Source organism: Allobosea sp. TAF32, from assembly GCF_052113585.1.
Taxonomy (GTDB): domain Bacteria; phylum Pseudomonadota; class Alphaproteobacteria; order Rhizobiales; family Beijerinckiaceae; genus Allobosea.
On record NZ_JBFRDM010000011.1, the window covers coordinates 110,832 to 125,115 of the forward strand.

Here is a 14,284-nt window from a genome sequence, read left to right on the forward strand (position 1 = left end):
GCCGTCAGCCGCGCAGTCCGGCCGCCTGCAGCAGGCGTCCCGCCGCGGCTCGCGCCTCCTCGGTGATCGAGGCGCCGGCCAGCATCCGCGCGATCTCCTCGCGCCGGGACTGCTCGGCAAGCGCCGTGACGCGCGTTACGGTGCGCGCGGCTTCGCCCTCAGCCGATTTGGCGATCAGGAAATGCTGCCCGGCCTTGGCCGCAACCTGCGGCGCATGCGTGACCGAGATCACCTGCACTTGGCCCGCGAGCCGCGCCAGCCGCTCGCCGATCGCATCGGCGACAGCCCCGCCGACGCCCGTGTCGATCTCATCGAAGACCAGCGTCGGGGCCGAGCCGCGCTCCGCCAGCACCACCTTCAGCGCCAGCATGAAGCGCGAGAGCTCGCCGCCCGAGGCAACCTTCATCATCGGCCCAGGCCGTGTGCCCGGATTGGTCTCGACCCAGAACTCGACCCGGTCGAAGCCCTCCGGCCCGCGCGCGGCCTCGTCGCTCTCGACCCGGGTGATGAAGCGCGCCCGCTCGAGCTTGAGCGGCGGCAATTCGGCCTTCACGGCGGCATCGAGCCGCGCCGCAGCGGCTTTGCGCGCCTCCGACAAGGCCTGCGCCCGCGCGACGAAAGCACCTTCCGCCTCGTTCAGATCAGCCTCCAGCCGCGCCAGCGACGATTCGCTCTCGTCGAGCGCCGCGAGATCGCTCGCCATCGTGGCGGCCAGGACTGGCAGGCCATCGACCGGCACGTCGTATTTGCGTCCGGCCGCGCGCAACGCGAAGAGCCGTTCCTCGATGCGCTCCTGCTCGCGCGGATCGTATTCGGCAGCGCGCATCGCGGCAGAAAGCGTCTCCCCCGCCTCCTCCAGCGCGACGATGGCCGTGTTGAGCGCGGCGATCGAGGGATCGACCAGCTCAGGCGCCTGCCCGGCCCGGCGCTCCAGCCGGCGCAGCACTGCTGCGAGCGTCGCGACCGGCGATGCCTGGCCGCCGACGGCCTCATGCGCATCGATCAGGTCGCGCGCGACCTTCTCGGCCTGCATCATCGACTGGCGCGTGGCGGCGAGCGCATCTTCCTCGCCCGGTTGCGGCGCGAGCTTGCCGAGCTCCTCGACAGAATGGCGCAGGAAATCCGCTTCCTTGCGTGCGGCCTCGACGCGCATGCGCTGGGACTGCAACGCCTGCCTCGCCCGCTTCAGCGTCTCGCTGGCTTCGGCGACGGCTTCCGCCTGCCTCTCCAATCCGCCGAAGCCGTCGAGGATCGCGCGGTGCTGAGCCGGATCGGTCAGCGCGCGGTCATCATGCTGGCCGTGGATCTCGACGATCGCTGCGCCAACCATGCGCAGGATCTGCACCGAAACCGGCTGGTCGTTGATGAAGGCGCGTGTGCGCCCATCGGCATATTGCACCCGGCGGAGAATCAGGTCGCCATCGGTGTCGATTTCCTGGGCATGGGCCAGCTTGCGCGCGGCGTGGTCGAGCGGCAGATCGAAAACGGCACTGACCTGCCCCTGCGCCTCGCCATGGCGGACGAGCGAACCGTCGCCCCGCCCACCGAGCGCCAGCGCGAAGCCGTCGAGCAGAATGGATTTGCCGGCGCCGGTCTCGCCCGTGAGGACGCTCAAGCCCTCACGGAAGCCGAGATCGAGCCGGTCGATCAGAACGATGTCACGAATGGAGAGCTGCGCCAGCATCGATGCTCAGCTCGGTCTGCGGTGCCGGCAGGGTCGCCCGAGGCCCGTCATGCCGGCCTCGTCAGCGACCGCCGAACCCGAGGAGGCCGCCGACCGTGCGCTGGAAGCCGTCGAAGGCGCGGCTGATATAGGAGCCGCGATCCTCCCGCGGTTCCAGGCCGCCGCTCTGCAGCAGCTTGTAGGCGTCCTTGTACCAGGGGCTGTCCGGGAAGTTGTGACCCAGCACGGCGGCGGCGGTCTGGGCCTCGTTGGTGATGCCCATCGCCATATAGGCTTCGGTCAGGCGCATCAGCGCCTCCTCGACATGGCGCGTCGTCTGATACTTGATGATCACCTCGCGGAAGCGGTTCACCGCGCCGGTGTAGTTGCGCTTCTCGAGATAGTAGCGCCCCGCATTCATCTCCTTGCCGGCAAGCTGGTCGCGCGCCACCAGGAGCTTCTCCTTGGCGTCCAGCACGTATTCCGACTTCGGATAATTGGCGATGAGCTGTTCGAAAGCCTGGATCGCCTGAACCGTCCGCTCCTGGTCACGGGTCGTGTCCGGGATTTGGTTATAATACGACATCGCCATGATGTACTGCGCATAGGCAGCATCGGGGCTGGCCGGGTTCTGGGCGATGAAGCGCTTGGAGGCGGTGATCGCCTCCTCCCACTTCGAGGCCTGGAAATTGGTGTAGGCCGTCATCAGCAGGCCCTTGCGGGCGTAGGGCGAGAACGGCGCCGCCTTGTCGATACCCTCGAACTTCTTGGTCGCGCCTTCGCTGTCGCCGTTCTGCAGGCGTGCGAGGCCTTCGTTGTAGAGCTTGTCGGCGGGCTCGGGCGGCGTGAGGTCCGGCTTGTAGACCTCGGGCTTGTCGAAGGGATTGAGTGACGACAGCGTATCGCAGCCGCCGAGCAGCATGGCGGCCCCCAGCGCCAGGGCGATGCCCTTGCGCGGATACTGGCCGCGATGGATTGCCGGAAGGCTATGCCGCGTCACGCTCACGTCGTCCGTCCTCTTTCGATCGTCCCTGCTGGCGGGAAGCATGCCTTACCTCAGACGCTTCCACCGCGCCACTGCCGAAAACCGGTCAGGGCACGATTCCGCCACCCTGCGGCATCTGGGACAAAAACCCGGCGAAGGAAAGGCGAAAAGCGCCGGCCTGCGACTTTTCAGTGCAGATCTGGCGCGTAGGCAGCCGGTGCGGCTGCGGCCATCTGCACGGCGCGCGGTGTGGCGAAAACCGGCTGGGCCTCGATGATCGCGAAATTGGCGCGGTCGGCGAAGAGCGCCTCGAGAATGCGGACATTCATGCGATGGCCGCCGCAATAGGAGCGGAACTCGCCGATGATCGGATAGCCGGCAAGCGCGAGATCGCCGATCGCGTCGAGCACCTTGTGGCGCACGAATTCGTCGCTGTAGCGCAGCCCCTCGGGGTTGATGACCTTGTCCTCGCCGATCGCCACGGTGTTCTCGAGCGAGGCGCCCTGCGCGAAGCCGGCCTTCCAGAGCTGCTCGACATCGCGCATGAAGCCGAAGGTGCGGGCCTTCGAGATCTCGCGGGCATAGGTCTCGGCGTCGAGATCGAAGATCTTGCGCTGGCGGCCGATCACGGCGCTGTCGAAATCGATTTCGACATCGAGGCGGAAGCCCTGCTCGGCCGGCATCAGTTCGGCGAAGGCGCGGCCGTTCTCGATCCGCACCGGCTGGAGAACCTTGAGGTAGCGGCGCGGCGCGGTGAGAGCGACCGTCCCGGTCGTCTGGATCGCGGTGACGAAGGCGGTGGCGCTGCCGTCCATGATCGGCATTTCCGGACCGTCGATCTCGATCAGGACGTTGTCGAGGCCGAGGCCAGCGCAGGCCGACATCAGATGCTCGATCGTCGAGACCGAGGCCGGGCCACGATCGCCGATCACGGTGCACAGCTCGGTGGCGCTGACCTTGGTGTGCTTGGCGTGGATGAGCTGGGGCGGCATGCCCTCGATGCCGGTCCGCAGGAAGACGACGCCAGAATTCGCGCTGGAAGGCTTCAGGCAGATGCTCGCGGGGGCTCCGGAATGCACGCCGATTCCGGTCAGGGTCACTGCTGCCCGCAAAGTGGTCTGCCGATCGAAGCTCATTCCGCTATCCAATCCTGATCATCGAACCGCACCGAACCTGCTTAAGGCAGGGGCCGCCGCCGACGATGTCTTCCGAGGTTGCCGTCAGGTCAGACCTAACGCGCTATCCTCTTGATGCAGCTGCAACATAAGCTTTTCGAGCAACCTCTCAAAATCACGCTTTCTTTCGCTGTGTTACAACCGAAAGCCCGCGGACAGGCGTATATAACACGCTGAAAGATAACGATTTTCTAACAAGGAAAATCCCGCCGCGGAAGGCCGCGGCGGGATTTGTTGCAGAACCGTCAAGAACGGCTGGAGCTCAGTTCGCCTGGCGACGCAGGAATGCGGGAATCTCCAGGTGGTCTTCCTCGCTGTTGCGAGTCGGCGCGACTCGGCCATGCGGGTCGAGCTGGCCCTGGGCCGGCCGCGAGGCCGGCTGCGGAGCCGGACGGCGCATATACTCGGCATGAGCAGCGCTCGGCGCGGCCGCCTGCGGCATCGGGGCCTGCGGCGCTTGACGCACCGGGGCCGGTGCCGGCGCCGGCTCGGCATATTCCTCGTCTTTACGGCCGAAGCCGACCGAGGCCAGCCGCTGCATCAGCGACATCCGCTTCTGCTCGATGGCATTCGGCGGCAGCGGGGCCGGCTGGGCGCCGCGCTGGGCGTTGAGCTGAGCCTGCCCGGGAACCGGCAGGTCCTCGACGCGAGGCATGCGGGTCGGGCGGACGGCGCGCTCCGGCATCGGCGGAATGAAGCTGTCGTCGAGATGCAGGCTCGGCTCGGCATGCCGGACCGGCTCCGGAGCCGGGGCGACCATCACCGGACGGGGCTGGACGGGCTCGATATGAACGCCCTGCGCGATCGGGGCGGGCGGCGCCTGCTCCATGGCCGGGGCGATGCGGGTTGTGTCGATCGCCGGGATCGATGCCGGAGCCATCTGGGCGACGGGGCGCGGAGCAGCGGTGGGGTTGCTGCGCAGGCGCGCTTCCTGCTTCAGGCGTTCGGCGACCTGGGCGATGCGGGCTTCGGTCTCGTCGACCTCGCCATGCTGCGAGATCGGCTTGTCGATGCCGGTCGCGACCACCGAGACGCGGACCGTGCCCTCGAGCGATTCGTCGAAGGTGGCGCCAACGATGATGTTTGCCTCGGAATCGACCTCCTCGCGGATGCGGGTGGCGGCCTCGTCGACCTCGTAGAGCTTCATGTCGCGGCCGCCGGTGATCGAGATCAGCAGGCCGCGCGCGCCCTTCATCGAGACGTCGTCGAGCAGCGGGTTGTTGATCGCGGCCTGGGCAGCGGTCAGCGCGCGCTTCTCGCCCTGCGATTCGCCGGTGCCCATCATCGCCTTGCCCATGCCGCGCATCACGGCGCGAACGTCGGCGAAGTCGAGGTTGATCAGGCCGGGGCGGACCATCAGGTCGGTGATGCAGGCGACGCCGGAATAGAGCACCTGGTCGGCCATGCCGAAGGCGTCGGCGAAGCCGGTGGTCTCGTTGGCGACGCGGAACAAGTTCTGGTTCGGGATGACGATCAGGGTATCGACCGCCTCGTTCAGCTCGCCGATGCCCGCCTCGGCCATGCGCATGCGGCGCTGGCCTTCGAACTGGAACGGCTTGGTGACGACGCCGACGGTCAGGATGCCCATGTCGCGGGCGACGCGGGCGATGGCCGGAGCGGCGCCGGTGCCGGTGCCGCCGCCCATGCCGGCGGTGATGAAGACCATGTGTGCGCCCGCCAGGTGATCACGGATCTCGTCGATGACCTCCTCGGCCGCCGCGCGGCCGACTTCCGGCTGCGAGCCGGCGCCGAGGCCTTCCGTGACCTGCAGGCCCATCTGGATGATGCGCGGGGCGCGCGAGAGCGCCAGAGCCTGGGCATCGGTGTTGGCGCAGACGAAATCGACCCCGTCGAGGCCGGCCTCGATCATGTTGTTCACGGCGTTGCCGCCGGCTCCGCCGACGCCGAAGACCGTGATCCGGGGCTTCAGTTCCCGGATGTCCGGGGCTTGCAGATTCATCGCCATGGTTGCCTCTTTTGATCCTGTGTCCGGCGCCTGGCGGGAGCCGTCCCGATTGCTACGTTTGACGCCGTGGCCCGCCCCTTCGAACGAGCCGAACTCACTAGAAACTGTCCTTCAGCCACCGCCCGACACGCGAGAAGTAGCCATCCGTCCCGGTCGCGAAATAGCGCGCGCCGGCAGTACGCGGCTCGAAATGCTCGACATGGGCGACCTGCGGGTAGACCAGCAGGCCGACCGCCGCCGAGAAGGCCGGGCCCTTGCCCGCTTCCGGCAACCCTTTGATCCCGAGGGGGCGGCCCGTCCGAACCTGGCCGCCGAGAATGCGGCGGGCCACTTCCGGCAAGCCGGTGAGCTGGCAGGCGCCGCCGGTCAGCACGACGCGCCGCCCGGCCTGGGCCGAGAAGCCGGCATTGGTCAGCCGGTCGCGCACCAGTTCGAGGATCTCTTCGACGCGCGGCTTGATGATCCGCACGAGATGCGATTTGGCGAGGTGGTTCGGCATGTCGCGCTCGTCGTCGTCGACCTGCGGCACCGCGATCATGTCGCGCTCGTCGGAAGCGCTGGAGATGCAGGAGCCGTGCAGCGTCTTCAGCCGCTCGGCCGCCGAGACACGGGTGGAGAGGCCGCGCGCCACGTCCATGGTGATGTGGTTGCCGCCGACCGCGATCGCGTCGGCATGGACGAGATGTCCGCCGGAGAAGACGCCGAGGCTGGTGGTGCCGCCGCCGAGATCGACCACGACCACGCCCATCTCGGCCTCGTCGTCGACCAGAACCGAGAGGCCGGAGGCGTAGGGCGTCGCCACCACGGCCTCGACCTCGAGATGGCAGCGCTCGACCGCCAGCATGACGTTGCGCGCCGCCGCCGCCTCGCTGGCGACGACATGCATGTCGACCGAGAGCTTGCCGCCGATCAGCCCGCGCGGATCGAGCACGCCCGGCACGCCGTCGAGCGCATAGCCCGTCGGCAGCGCATGGAGAACGGCCTTGCCGGGGCGGATCGCATGGGTCGCGGCGGTGGCGAGCACGCGCTTGACGTCGCTGTCGCCGACCGACCCCGAGCGCAGATCGACGCTCGCGGCATAATGCTGCGAGCCGATGCGCCCGCCGGTCAGGTTGACGATGACCGACTGCACCTCGACTTTGGCCATGCGCTCGGCCGCGTCGACCGCGGCGCGGATCGCGCGCTCGGCGCTTTCGAGATCGATGATCGCGCCGCCCTTGAGGCCGAGTGAACGCTGATGCCCGATGCCGATGATGCGGGCGACATGGGTGCGCCCGCGCAGCCGCTCATTCGCCTCGGCCGGGTTCAATTCGGCGATCAGGCAGACGACCTTGCTCGTGCCGATGTCGAGAATCGACAAGGTCGCGCTCTTGCGCGACGACAGCGGACGCATGCGGGGGGTCAAACCCTGGGAGGTGACGTGGTTCATGCTTCGCCTCCCTTCTTCTTGGTCTTGCTCTTCAGCTGGTCGGCGCGGGCCGCAGCGGCTTCCTCGGAGAGGCGCATCACCACCCGGTCCGGCTGGCGCAGATCGATGGCGAGCACGTCCTTCTCGAGAACACGGAAGTCGCTTTCCAGCGAGACGAGGCGCTGCAGAGCCGCTTCCGGCTTGGTTTCCGGCAGGCGCACATCCATCCCGTTGTCGAGCTTGAGGTTCCAGCGGCGCCCGGAGATCAGGGTCGCGGCGCGGATATGCTGGGCGAAGGGACCCGCCTGGTTGCGCAGCGCCAGATATTCGCCGGCGCGGTTGTTGGCGTCCTTGCCGACGACCAGCGGCAGATAGGCGAAGCGGCCGTCATCCATCTTGTCGATCACCGTGCCGTCGGCCGCGATCACGAAAAGCTCCCCCTTGACCTGCCACAGCGCATAGGGATCGCGCTCGGTCAGCGCGATCGAGACTTCGCCCGGATAGAGCTTGCGCACCGCCGCCTCGCGAATCAGCGGCGTCGCCTCGAGCTGCTTGCGGGCTTCGTCGGCGTCGAAGAACACCAGCGAGGTCTTCGAATCGATGCCCGCGGCGACCAGCACCTCCTGCTCCGAGAGACCCGACAGGCCGGAGATGGTCACGCGGTCGATGCCGAAGCCGAGCACGCGGGCCAGCATGTGGCGCGGCTCGCCGTAATTGTCCTGGAGGTTCTGCCAGTGGCCACCCATGACAAAGCCGGCGCCGAGGCTGAGCGTCAGGAATCCCAGCGCGAGCCAGGTGCCGAGGCTGCTCGGCAGCCGCTGCGACAGCGGCACGGCGATGGCACTGCGGCGCGAGCGACGCATCCAGCGGCCCTGCCGCTCGCCGACGAGCAGCTGCGGCCCGGCATGCCGGACCGGCAGGCGCGCAGCCGGCACCGTTGCCGGGCTACGTCGCGTTGCGGAAACGGGTTTCGCCGTCATCGCTTTCACCGATCGAGGGAGGCGTCTGCCACCATCCATTTGACGAGCTCACCGAAATTCAGACCCGCATGGGCAGCCAGTTCGGGCACCAGGCTGGTTTCGGTCATCCCGGGCTGCGTGTTGACCTCCAGCCAGACGAGCGTGTCGGTCTCGTCGTCGTAGCGGAAGTCAGATCGGCTGACGCCCCGGCATCCGATTGCTTGATGCGCCGTTAACGCACACTCTTCGATCTGCTGGTAAATTTTCGGTAAAATTTGAGCCGGACAGATGTGGATCGAGCCGCCTTTCGCGTACTTCGCATCGTAGTCGTAGAAGTCGCCGGTCGCTGCCTTGATCTCGGTCACGCCGAGCGACCGCTCGCCCATCACGGCGCAGGTCAGCTCCCGTCCGGCGATGAAGGTTTCAGCCAGCATCATCTCGCCGCAGGGCCAGTCCGGCCGGGCGATTTCCTGCGGCGGATGTTCCCTGCCCTTCTTCACGATCACGACGCCGACTGAAGACCCTTCGTCGATCGGCTTGAGCACATAGGGCGGCGGCAGGACGTGGGCTTTCGCAGCCGCGAAGCGCGAGACGTTGACGCCGGCAGCGACCGGCACGCCCGCCGCCTTCACCACCGTCTTCGCCCGGTCCTTGCGGATCGCGAGCGCGGAAGCGAGCACGCCCGAATGGGTATAGGGAATGCGCAGGATCTCCAGCACGCCCTGAATCGTGCCGTCCTCGCCGAAGCGCCCATGCAGGGCGTTGAAGGCGACGTCCGGCTTCAGCTTCGCCAGGACTTCGGCGATGTCGCGCTGCACGTCGATGCGGGTGACGTGGAAGCCCTGTCCTTCCAGAGCCCGCGCGCAGGCCGCACCGCTGTTGAGGCTGACCTCCCGTTCAACGGACCATCCCCCCATCAGCACTGCAACGTGTTTGCTCATGCCGGCCCTCGTTCGACGCGATGGCCATACCTCAGCCGGAGATGGTTAACAGCGCGTTAACCATCAGCTCGCGGTCGTTAACGGGTTCGAAATCAACCGATTTTGGCAAGCAACTGTCGCAACTGTGCACGCTCGTCCGAAGAGAGTGCACTCACCAGTCGCTCCTCGGCCGCGACATGCGAAACGACGATTCGGTCCGCCAGCGCGAAGCCGGTGGCGGTCAGCACGATGCGCAACGCCCTGCGATCATCCGGGTCGGCCTGCCGCTCGATCAAACCGCGCTTCTGCAGCCGGTCGAGCCGGTTCGTCATCGCCGAAGTCGAGATCATCATATCCTGCGCGAGTTCGGATGGCGAAAGCGCCTGCCCCTTGCCTTGCCGCCGCAGGGTCAGCAGCACGTCGAAGCCGGCGAGATCGAGATCATCCGCTGCGACATTGGCGGCGACGCCCTCGCGGACCCGGTCGGCCGCCCGCCAGAGATCGCCACATACCGCCATGACGCTCGTGTCGAGGTCGGGTCGCTCCCGCCGCCACTGCGCCAAGATCGAATCCATCGGCCCGCCCTGAACGCCGGCTCGCTCCTGACTCATTCCTGCTCCTTGCAAATAATTCGATGCAAGATAATTCGATATCAAATTATCTTGCATCAAATCAGACTAGCATCCGCGCCTTGACGAGCCAAGGACGAGGCGCAGTAGGAGGCCGCCATGCCGCTGAACAAGGTCCTGCTGACCACGATTCTCGTGCCCTGCATCTGGGGCACCACCTACATCATCTTCACCCAGACGCTGCCGGTGGATCACCCGCTGCTCGTCGGCGCGTTGAGGGCTCTGCCCGCCGGCCTCCTGCTGATGGCGCTCGGCCCGGGCCTGCCGCCGCGGGACAAGCTCTTGCCGCTCGCAGCCCTCGGCCTCGCCAATATCGGCGTGTTCTTCGCTCTGCTCTTCGTCAGCGCCGCACGCCTGCCCGGTGGCCTCGCCGCCACGGTCGGCTCGACCCAGCCTCTGATCGTCGGCCTGCTGGCTTGGCCGCTGCTCGGCCGGCGCCCGGGCCGCGGGCAGATCATCGCGGCGCTCGCCGGCCTCGTCGGCGTCGCGTTGCTGGTGCTGGACCCGCATGCGAAACCCGATGCCATCGGCATCATCGCCGGGCTCGCCAGCGCCGCCTCGATGGCGACCGGAACCGTTCTGATCGAGCGCTGGGGCAAGATGGGTTCGCCGCTGGCGATCGCGGCCTGGCAGCTCACGCTCGGCGGGCTGATCCTGCTGCCGGTCGCACTGCTGGTCGAGGGCCTGCCGCCCCTGCCGACCGCCCTGAACGGGCTCGGGCTCGGCTATCTCGTCCTGATCGGCACCGCCCTCACCTATTGGCTCTGGGTCAGGGGCATCACCACGCTCGGTGCCAGCGTCGCGTTTCTTGGGCTGCTCAGCCCGACGGTCGCGACCATCCTCGGCGCCGTCCTGCTCGGCCAATGGCTGGGCGGTGTCCAGCTCCTCGGCATCGCGATCATCCTGAGTTCGACGATCACGGGAATGCTGCTCTCGCGCCGCGCTGCGGCCAAAACAGCCGCTACGCCGCAACCCCGAGCCGCTTGATCTCCCACTGGAGCTCGAAGCCGGAATTCTCCTTGACCCGGCGGCGAACCTCCTCGCCGAGCCCCTCGACATCGGCGGCCGTGGCGCCGCCGGCGTTGATCAGGAAGTTGCAGTGCATCTCCGAGACCTGGGCGCCGCCGACGCGCAGCCCGCGGCAGCCGGCGGCATCGATCAGCTTCCAGGCCTTGCCGCCATCCGGATTCTTGAAGGTCGAGCCGCCCGTGCGCTCCTTGATCGGCTGGGCCGCCTCGCGCGCCTGCGTCACCCGGTCCATCTCGGCCTGGATCACCGCCTGATCGCCCGGCCGCCCCTGGAACAGGGCGGAAGTGAAGATGATGTCGCGGGTCGATGCCGCGCTGTTGCGATAAGTGAAGCCCATCTCGGCGTGGGACAAGGTGACGATCTCGCCCTTGCGGGTGACGCCGCGCGCCTCGACCAGCACATCGGTGGTCTCGCCGCCATGAGCACCGGCATTCATGCGCAGCGCCCCGCCGATCGAGCCGGGAATACCGCGATAGAAGGCGAGCCCGTCGAGCGAGGCATCGGCCGCCGCACGCGCCACCTTGACGTCCGGCACCGCCGTTCCCGCCCGCAGCCGGTCACCGCTCTCCAGCTTGATCTCGCCGAAACCCTTGCCGCCGAGCCTGACCACGACGCCGGGAATGCCGCCATCGCGCACGATCAGGTTCGAGCCGAGGCCGACCACGGTGACTGGAACGTCGTCCGGCAGCTTCGAGAGCAGATAGGCGAGATCCTCGTCATCGGCCGGCGTGAACAGGATCTGCGCGGCGCCGCCGACGCGGAACCATGTCAGCCCCGCGAGGTCCTGATTGGCGAGAAGCCGGCCCCGCAGATCGGGGGCCGAGGCGCGGATGTCGGAGGAGAGGTCTTCGAAAGCCATGGTGTCGCTTTAGAGCATGATGTTCCGGGACGGAACAGGTCGTCATGCTCGGGCTTGACCAGAGCATCTCTCGCGGAAGGAGGCTCCCTCACTCTTCTATTCGAGATTCTCGGGTCTGCGCGTCGCTTCGCCCGAGAATGACGGCGGAGAATGCGGGGCGAAGTTACCCGCTAAGCGCCTCGAGCTCTCCCGGCAGCGCATAGGCCCATTGCGTGATGTTACCGGCGCCGAGGCAGACGACGTAATCGCCCGGGCCCGCCAACTCCGCCACCATGCCGGCGAGCTTCTCCGGCCCCTCCAGCGCCATCGCATGGCGATGGCCGCGCGCCTTGATGCCGGCGACGAGCGAATCGCGGTCCGCGCCGGGGATCGGTGCCTCGCCGGCCGCATAGGTATCGGCCACGATCACCGTGTCGGCATCGTTGAAGCAGGCGGCGAAATCGTCGAACAGGCTGGCAAGCCGGGTGTAGCGATGCGGCTGCACCACGGCGACGACCTTGCCCTTGGTCGAGGCGCGGGCAGCCTTGAGCACGGCGGCGATCTCGACCGGGTGATGGCCGTAATCGTCGAAGATCAGCGCGCCGTTCCACTCGCCGGTCTTGGTGAAGCGCCGCTTCACGCCGCCGAAGCCGGCGAGCGCCTCGCGGATGCGCTCGACGGGAATACCGAGGTCATAGGCGACGGCGATGGCGGCAGTGGCATTCAACGCATTGTGGTGGCCCGGCATCGGCATGACGAGATCGCGGATCACCTCGTCGCGTCCGTTCTTGCGGTCGCGGACCAGAAGGGTGAAGCGCGCCTGCCCGCCCGAGAGGTCGATGTCGAGCAGGCGGAAATCGGCCTGCGGGTTTTCGCCATAGGTGATGACGCGCCGGTCGGTGATCTGGCCGACGAGGCCCTGCACCGTCGGATGGTCGATGCACATCACCGCGAAGCCGTAGAAGGGCAGGTTCTCGACGAAGGAGCGGAACGCCGCCTTGATCGCGTCGAAGGTGCCGAAATGGTCGAGATGCTCGGGATCGATATTGGTGACGACCGCGACGTCCGCCGGCAGCTTCAGGAAGGTGCCGTCCGACTCGTCGGCCTCGACCACCATCCAGTCGCTCTCGCCCATGCGGGCATTGGTGCCGTAGGCGTTGATGATGCCGCCATTGATGACGGTCGGGTCGAGCTCGCCCTTCTCCAGCAGCGTCGCGACCAGCGAGGTCGTCGTCGTCTTGCCATGGGTGCCGGCGATGGCGACGCAGGTCTTGAGCCGCATCAGCTCGGCCAGCATCTCGGCGCGGCGCACCACCGGCAGGCGCTTCTCGCGGGCGGCCAGCAATTCGGGATTGTCGCCCTTGATCGCGGTCGAGATCACGACGACCTCGGCCTCACCGAGATTCTCGGCCTTGTGGCCGACGAAGGTGGTGATGCCCTTCTCGGCAAGGCGCTTGACGTTGGCACCATCAGACGCATCCGAGCCCTGCACCTTGTAGCCGAGATTGTGCAGGACTTCGGCGATGCCGGACATGCCGATGCCGCCAATGCCGACGAAATGGATGGAGCCGAGCTTCGGCGGCAGCTTCATGGTGGGCGAATCCTGTCAGTTCGAAGAATGGGCCGTGGCGATCACGAGATCGGCCAGGCGGTCGGCAGCGTCGGGGATACCCGCGCTCTTCGCGTTTGCGGCCATGCTCGTCAAGTGCGCGGGCCGCGCGATGAGCTGCGACAACTCGCTGGCGAGGCGCCGCGGCGTGAGTTCCGGCTGGAGAATACGGATCGCTCCACCCGCCTCTTCGAGGAAGGCGGCGTTGGCAGCCTGGTCCTGATCGAGCGAGCCCGGCAGCGGCACCAGAATGGCGGGCCGGCCGATCACCGACAGCTCGGCGACGGTGGAAGCGCCGGAACGGGCGATGACCAGCTGCGACGCGGCCATCTGCGCGGGCAAGTCCTTGAAGAAGGGCGCGATCGTCGCCTTTACGCCAAGCTTGTCATAGATGCCGCGCACCCGTTCCTCGTCCTCGGCACGCGCCTGCTGGACGATGGTCAGCCGCGCCCGCTCGGCGTCGCTGAGGAGCTGGATCGCAGCCGGCACGATGTCGGCCATGATGCGGGCGCCCTGGCTGCCGCCGAAGACGAGGAGCCTGATCTTGCCCTCGCCCGGCCAGTCATACTCGCGGCCGGCGACCTCGATCACGGCGGGGCGGACGGGGTTGCCGACATGGCGGCATTTCGCCTGCTGCACCGGGGTCAATCCGCCGACCTTGGCGAAACCCGTGGCGATGACGTCGGCGCGTCCGGCGAGGAAGCGGTTGGCGCGGCCGATCACAGCGTTCTGCTCGTGGATCAGCGTGCGCACGCCTGCAAGGGAGGCACCGAGCACCGGAGGGACGGTCGGATAGCCGCCGAAACCGACGACGACATCGGGTCGGACCTCCCTGATGATCCGCCGTGCCGCAAAGGTGCCCTTGGCGATGTGGAACAGCGCCATTGCCTTCTGCAGCGGTGAGCGGCCGGATGGGGTCGCCGCCGGCACGGCATGGACCGCTTCGGCCGGAAAATTGCCGGCATATTCGGCGGCGCGCGTATCGGTCATCAGCACGACGCGCAGGCCCTTGGCGTGTAGCGCGTGGCTCAGTGCCTCGGCCGGAAAGAGATGGCCGCCGGTCCCGCCGGCCGCCAGCATGATGAGCTTGCCCGTGGCCATGC

At 67.5% G+C, this 14,284-nt stretch carries 12 protein-coding genes; 1 reads left to right on the top strand and 11 read right to left on the bottom strand.

Features of this window, described 5'->3' with window-relative positions:
* Window positions 1–4: 4 nt before the first annotated feature.
* The 8 genes from recN to AB4Z16_RS23965 form a co-directional block, all read right to left on the bottom strand.
* Entirely contained in the window at window positions 5–1,684 is a 1,680-nt protein-coding gene (recN, locus tag AB4Z16_RS23930) for a DNA repair protein RecN (RefSeq protein WP_441513827.1), read from the bottom strand.
* A gap of 61 nt (window positions 1,685–1,745) precedes the next feature.
* Complete coding sequence (locus AB4Z16_RS23935) at window positions 1,746–2,669, bottom strand: outer membrane protein assembly factor BamD (RefSeq protein ID WP_441513828.1); 924 nt, start codon at window positions 2,667–2,669, stop codon at window positions 1,746–1,748.
* Window positions 2,670–2,836: 167 nt separating this feature from the next.
* Window positions 2,837–3,784, bottom strand: a complete 948-nt coding sequence (gene lpxC / locus AB4Z16_RS23940) for a UDP-3-O-acyl-N-acetylglucosamine deacetylase (protein ID WP_441513829.1) — start codon at window positions 3,782–3,784, stop codon at window positions 2,837–2,839.
* Window positions 3,785–4,085: 301 nt separating this feature from the next.
* Entirely contained in the window at window positions 4,086–5,789 is a 1,704-nt protein-coding gene (gene ftsZ / locus AB4Z16_RS23945; protein ID WP_441513830.1) for a cell division protein FtsZ, read from the bottom strand.
* A 97-nt stretch (window positions 5,790–5,886) separates the two neighbouring features.
* Window positions 5,887–7,218: a cell division protein FtsA gene (gene ftsA, locus AB4Z16_RS23950; protein WP_400506650.1), complete on the bottom strand. Its 1,332-nt coding sequence runs from the start codon at window positions 7,216–7,218 to the stop codon at window positions 5,887–5,889.
* Entirely contained in the window at window positions 7,215–8,177 is a 963-nt protein-coding gene (locus AB4Z16_RS23955) for a cell division protein FtsQ/DivIB (protein ID WP_441513831.1), read from the bottom strand. The genes ftsA and AB4Z16_RS23955 overlap by 4 nt, the downstream gene beginning before the upstream one ends.
* A 5-nt stretch (window positions 8,178–8,182) precedes the next feature.
* Window positions 8,183–9,097, bottom strand: coding sequence for a D-alanine--D-alanine ligase (locus AB4Z16_RS23960; RefSeq protein WP_441513832.1), 915 nt, complete (start codon window positions 9,095–9,097; stop codon window positions 8,183–8,185).
* A 92-nt stretch (window positions 9,098–9,189) separates the two neighbouring features.
* Complete coding sequence (locus AB4Z16_RS23965) at window positions 9,190–9,687, bottom strand: MarR family winged helix-turn-helix transcriptional regulator (RefSeq protein WP_441513833.1); 498 nt, start codon at window positions 9,685–9,687, stop codon at window positions 9,190–9,192.
* Window positions 9,688–9,804: 117 nt separating this feature from the next.
* On the opposite strand from AB4Z16_RS23965, the gene AB4Z16_RS23970 reads away from it, so the two are divergent.
* Entirely contained in the window at window positions 9,805–10,692 is an 888-nt protein-coding gene (locus AB4Z16_RS23970; protein ID WP_441513834.1) for an EamA family transporter, read from the top strand.
* Here AB4Z16_RS23970 and murB read toward each other — a convergent pair.
* The 3 genes from murB to murG form a co-directional block, all read right to left on the bottom strand.
* Complete coding sequence (murB, locus tag AB4Z16_RS23975; protein ID WP_441513835.1) at window positions 10,667–11,593, bottom strand: UDP-N-acetylmuramate dehydrogenase; 927 nt, start codon at window positions 11,591–11,593, stop codon at window positions 10,667–10,669. The genes AB4Z16_RS23970 and murB overlap by 26 nt on opposite strands.
* Window positions 11,594–11,756: 163 nt before the next feature.
* A complete protein-coding gene (gene murC, locus AB4Z16_RS23980; protein WP_441513836.1) occupies window positions 11,757–13,163 on the bottom strand; it encodes a UDP-N-acetylmuramate--L-alanine ligase in 1,407 nt (468 codons plus the stop codon).
* A 15-nt stretch (window positions 13,164–13,178) separates the two neighbouring features.
* Window positions 13,179–14,282, bottom strand: a complete 1,104-nt coding sequence (gene murG / locus AB4Z16_RS23985) for an undecaprenyldiphospho-muramoylpentapeptide beta-N-acetylglucosaminyltransferase (protein WP_441513837.1) — start codon at window positions 14,280–14,282, stop codon at window positions 13,179–13,181.
* Between the last annotated feature and the right edge of the window lie 2 nt (window positions 14,283–14,284).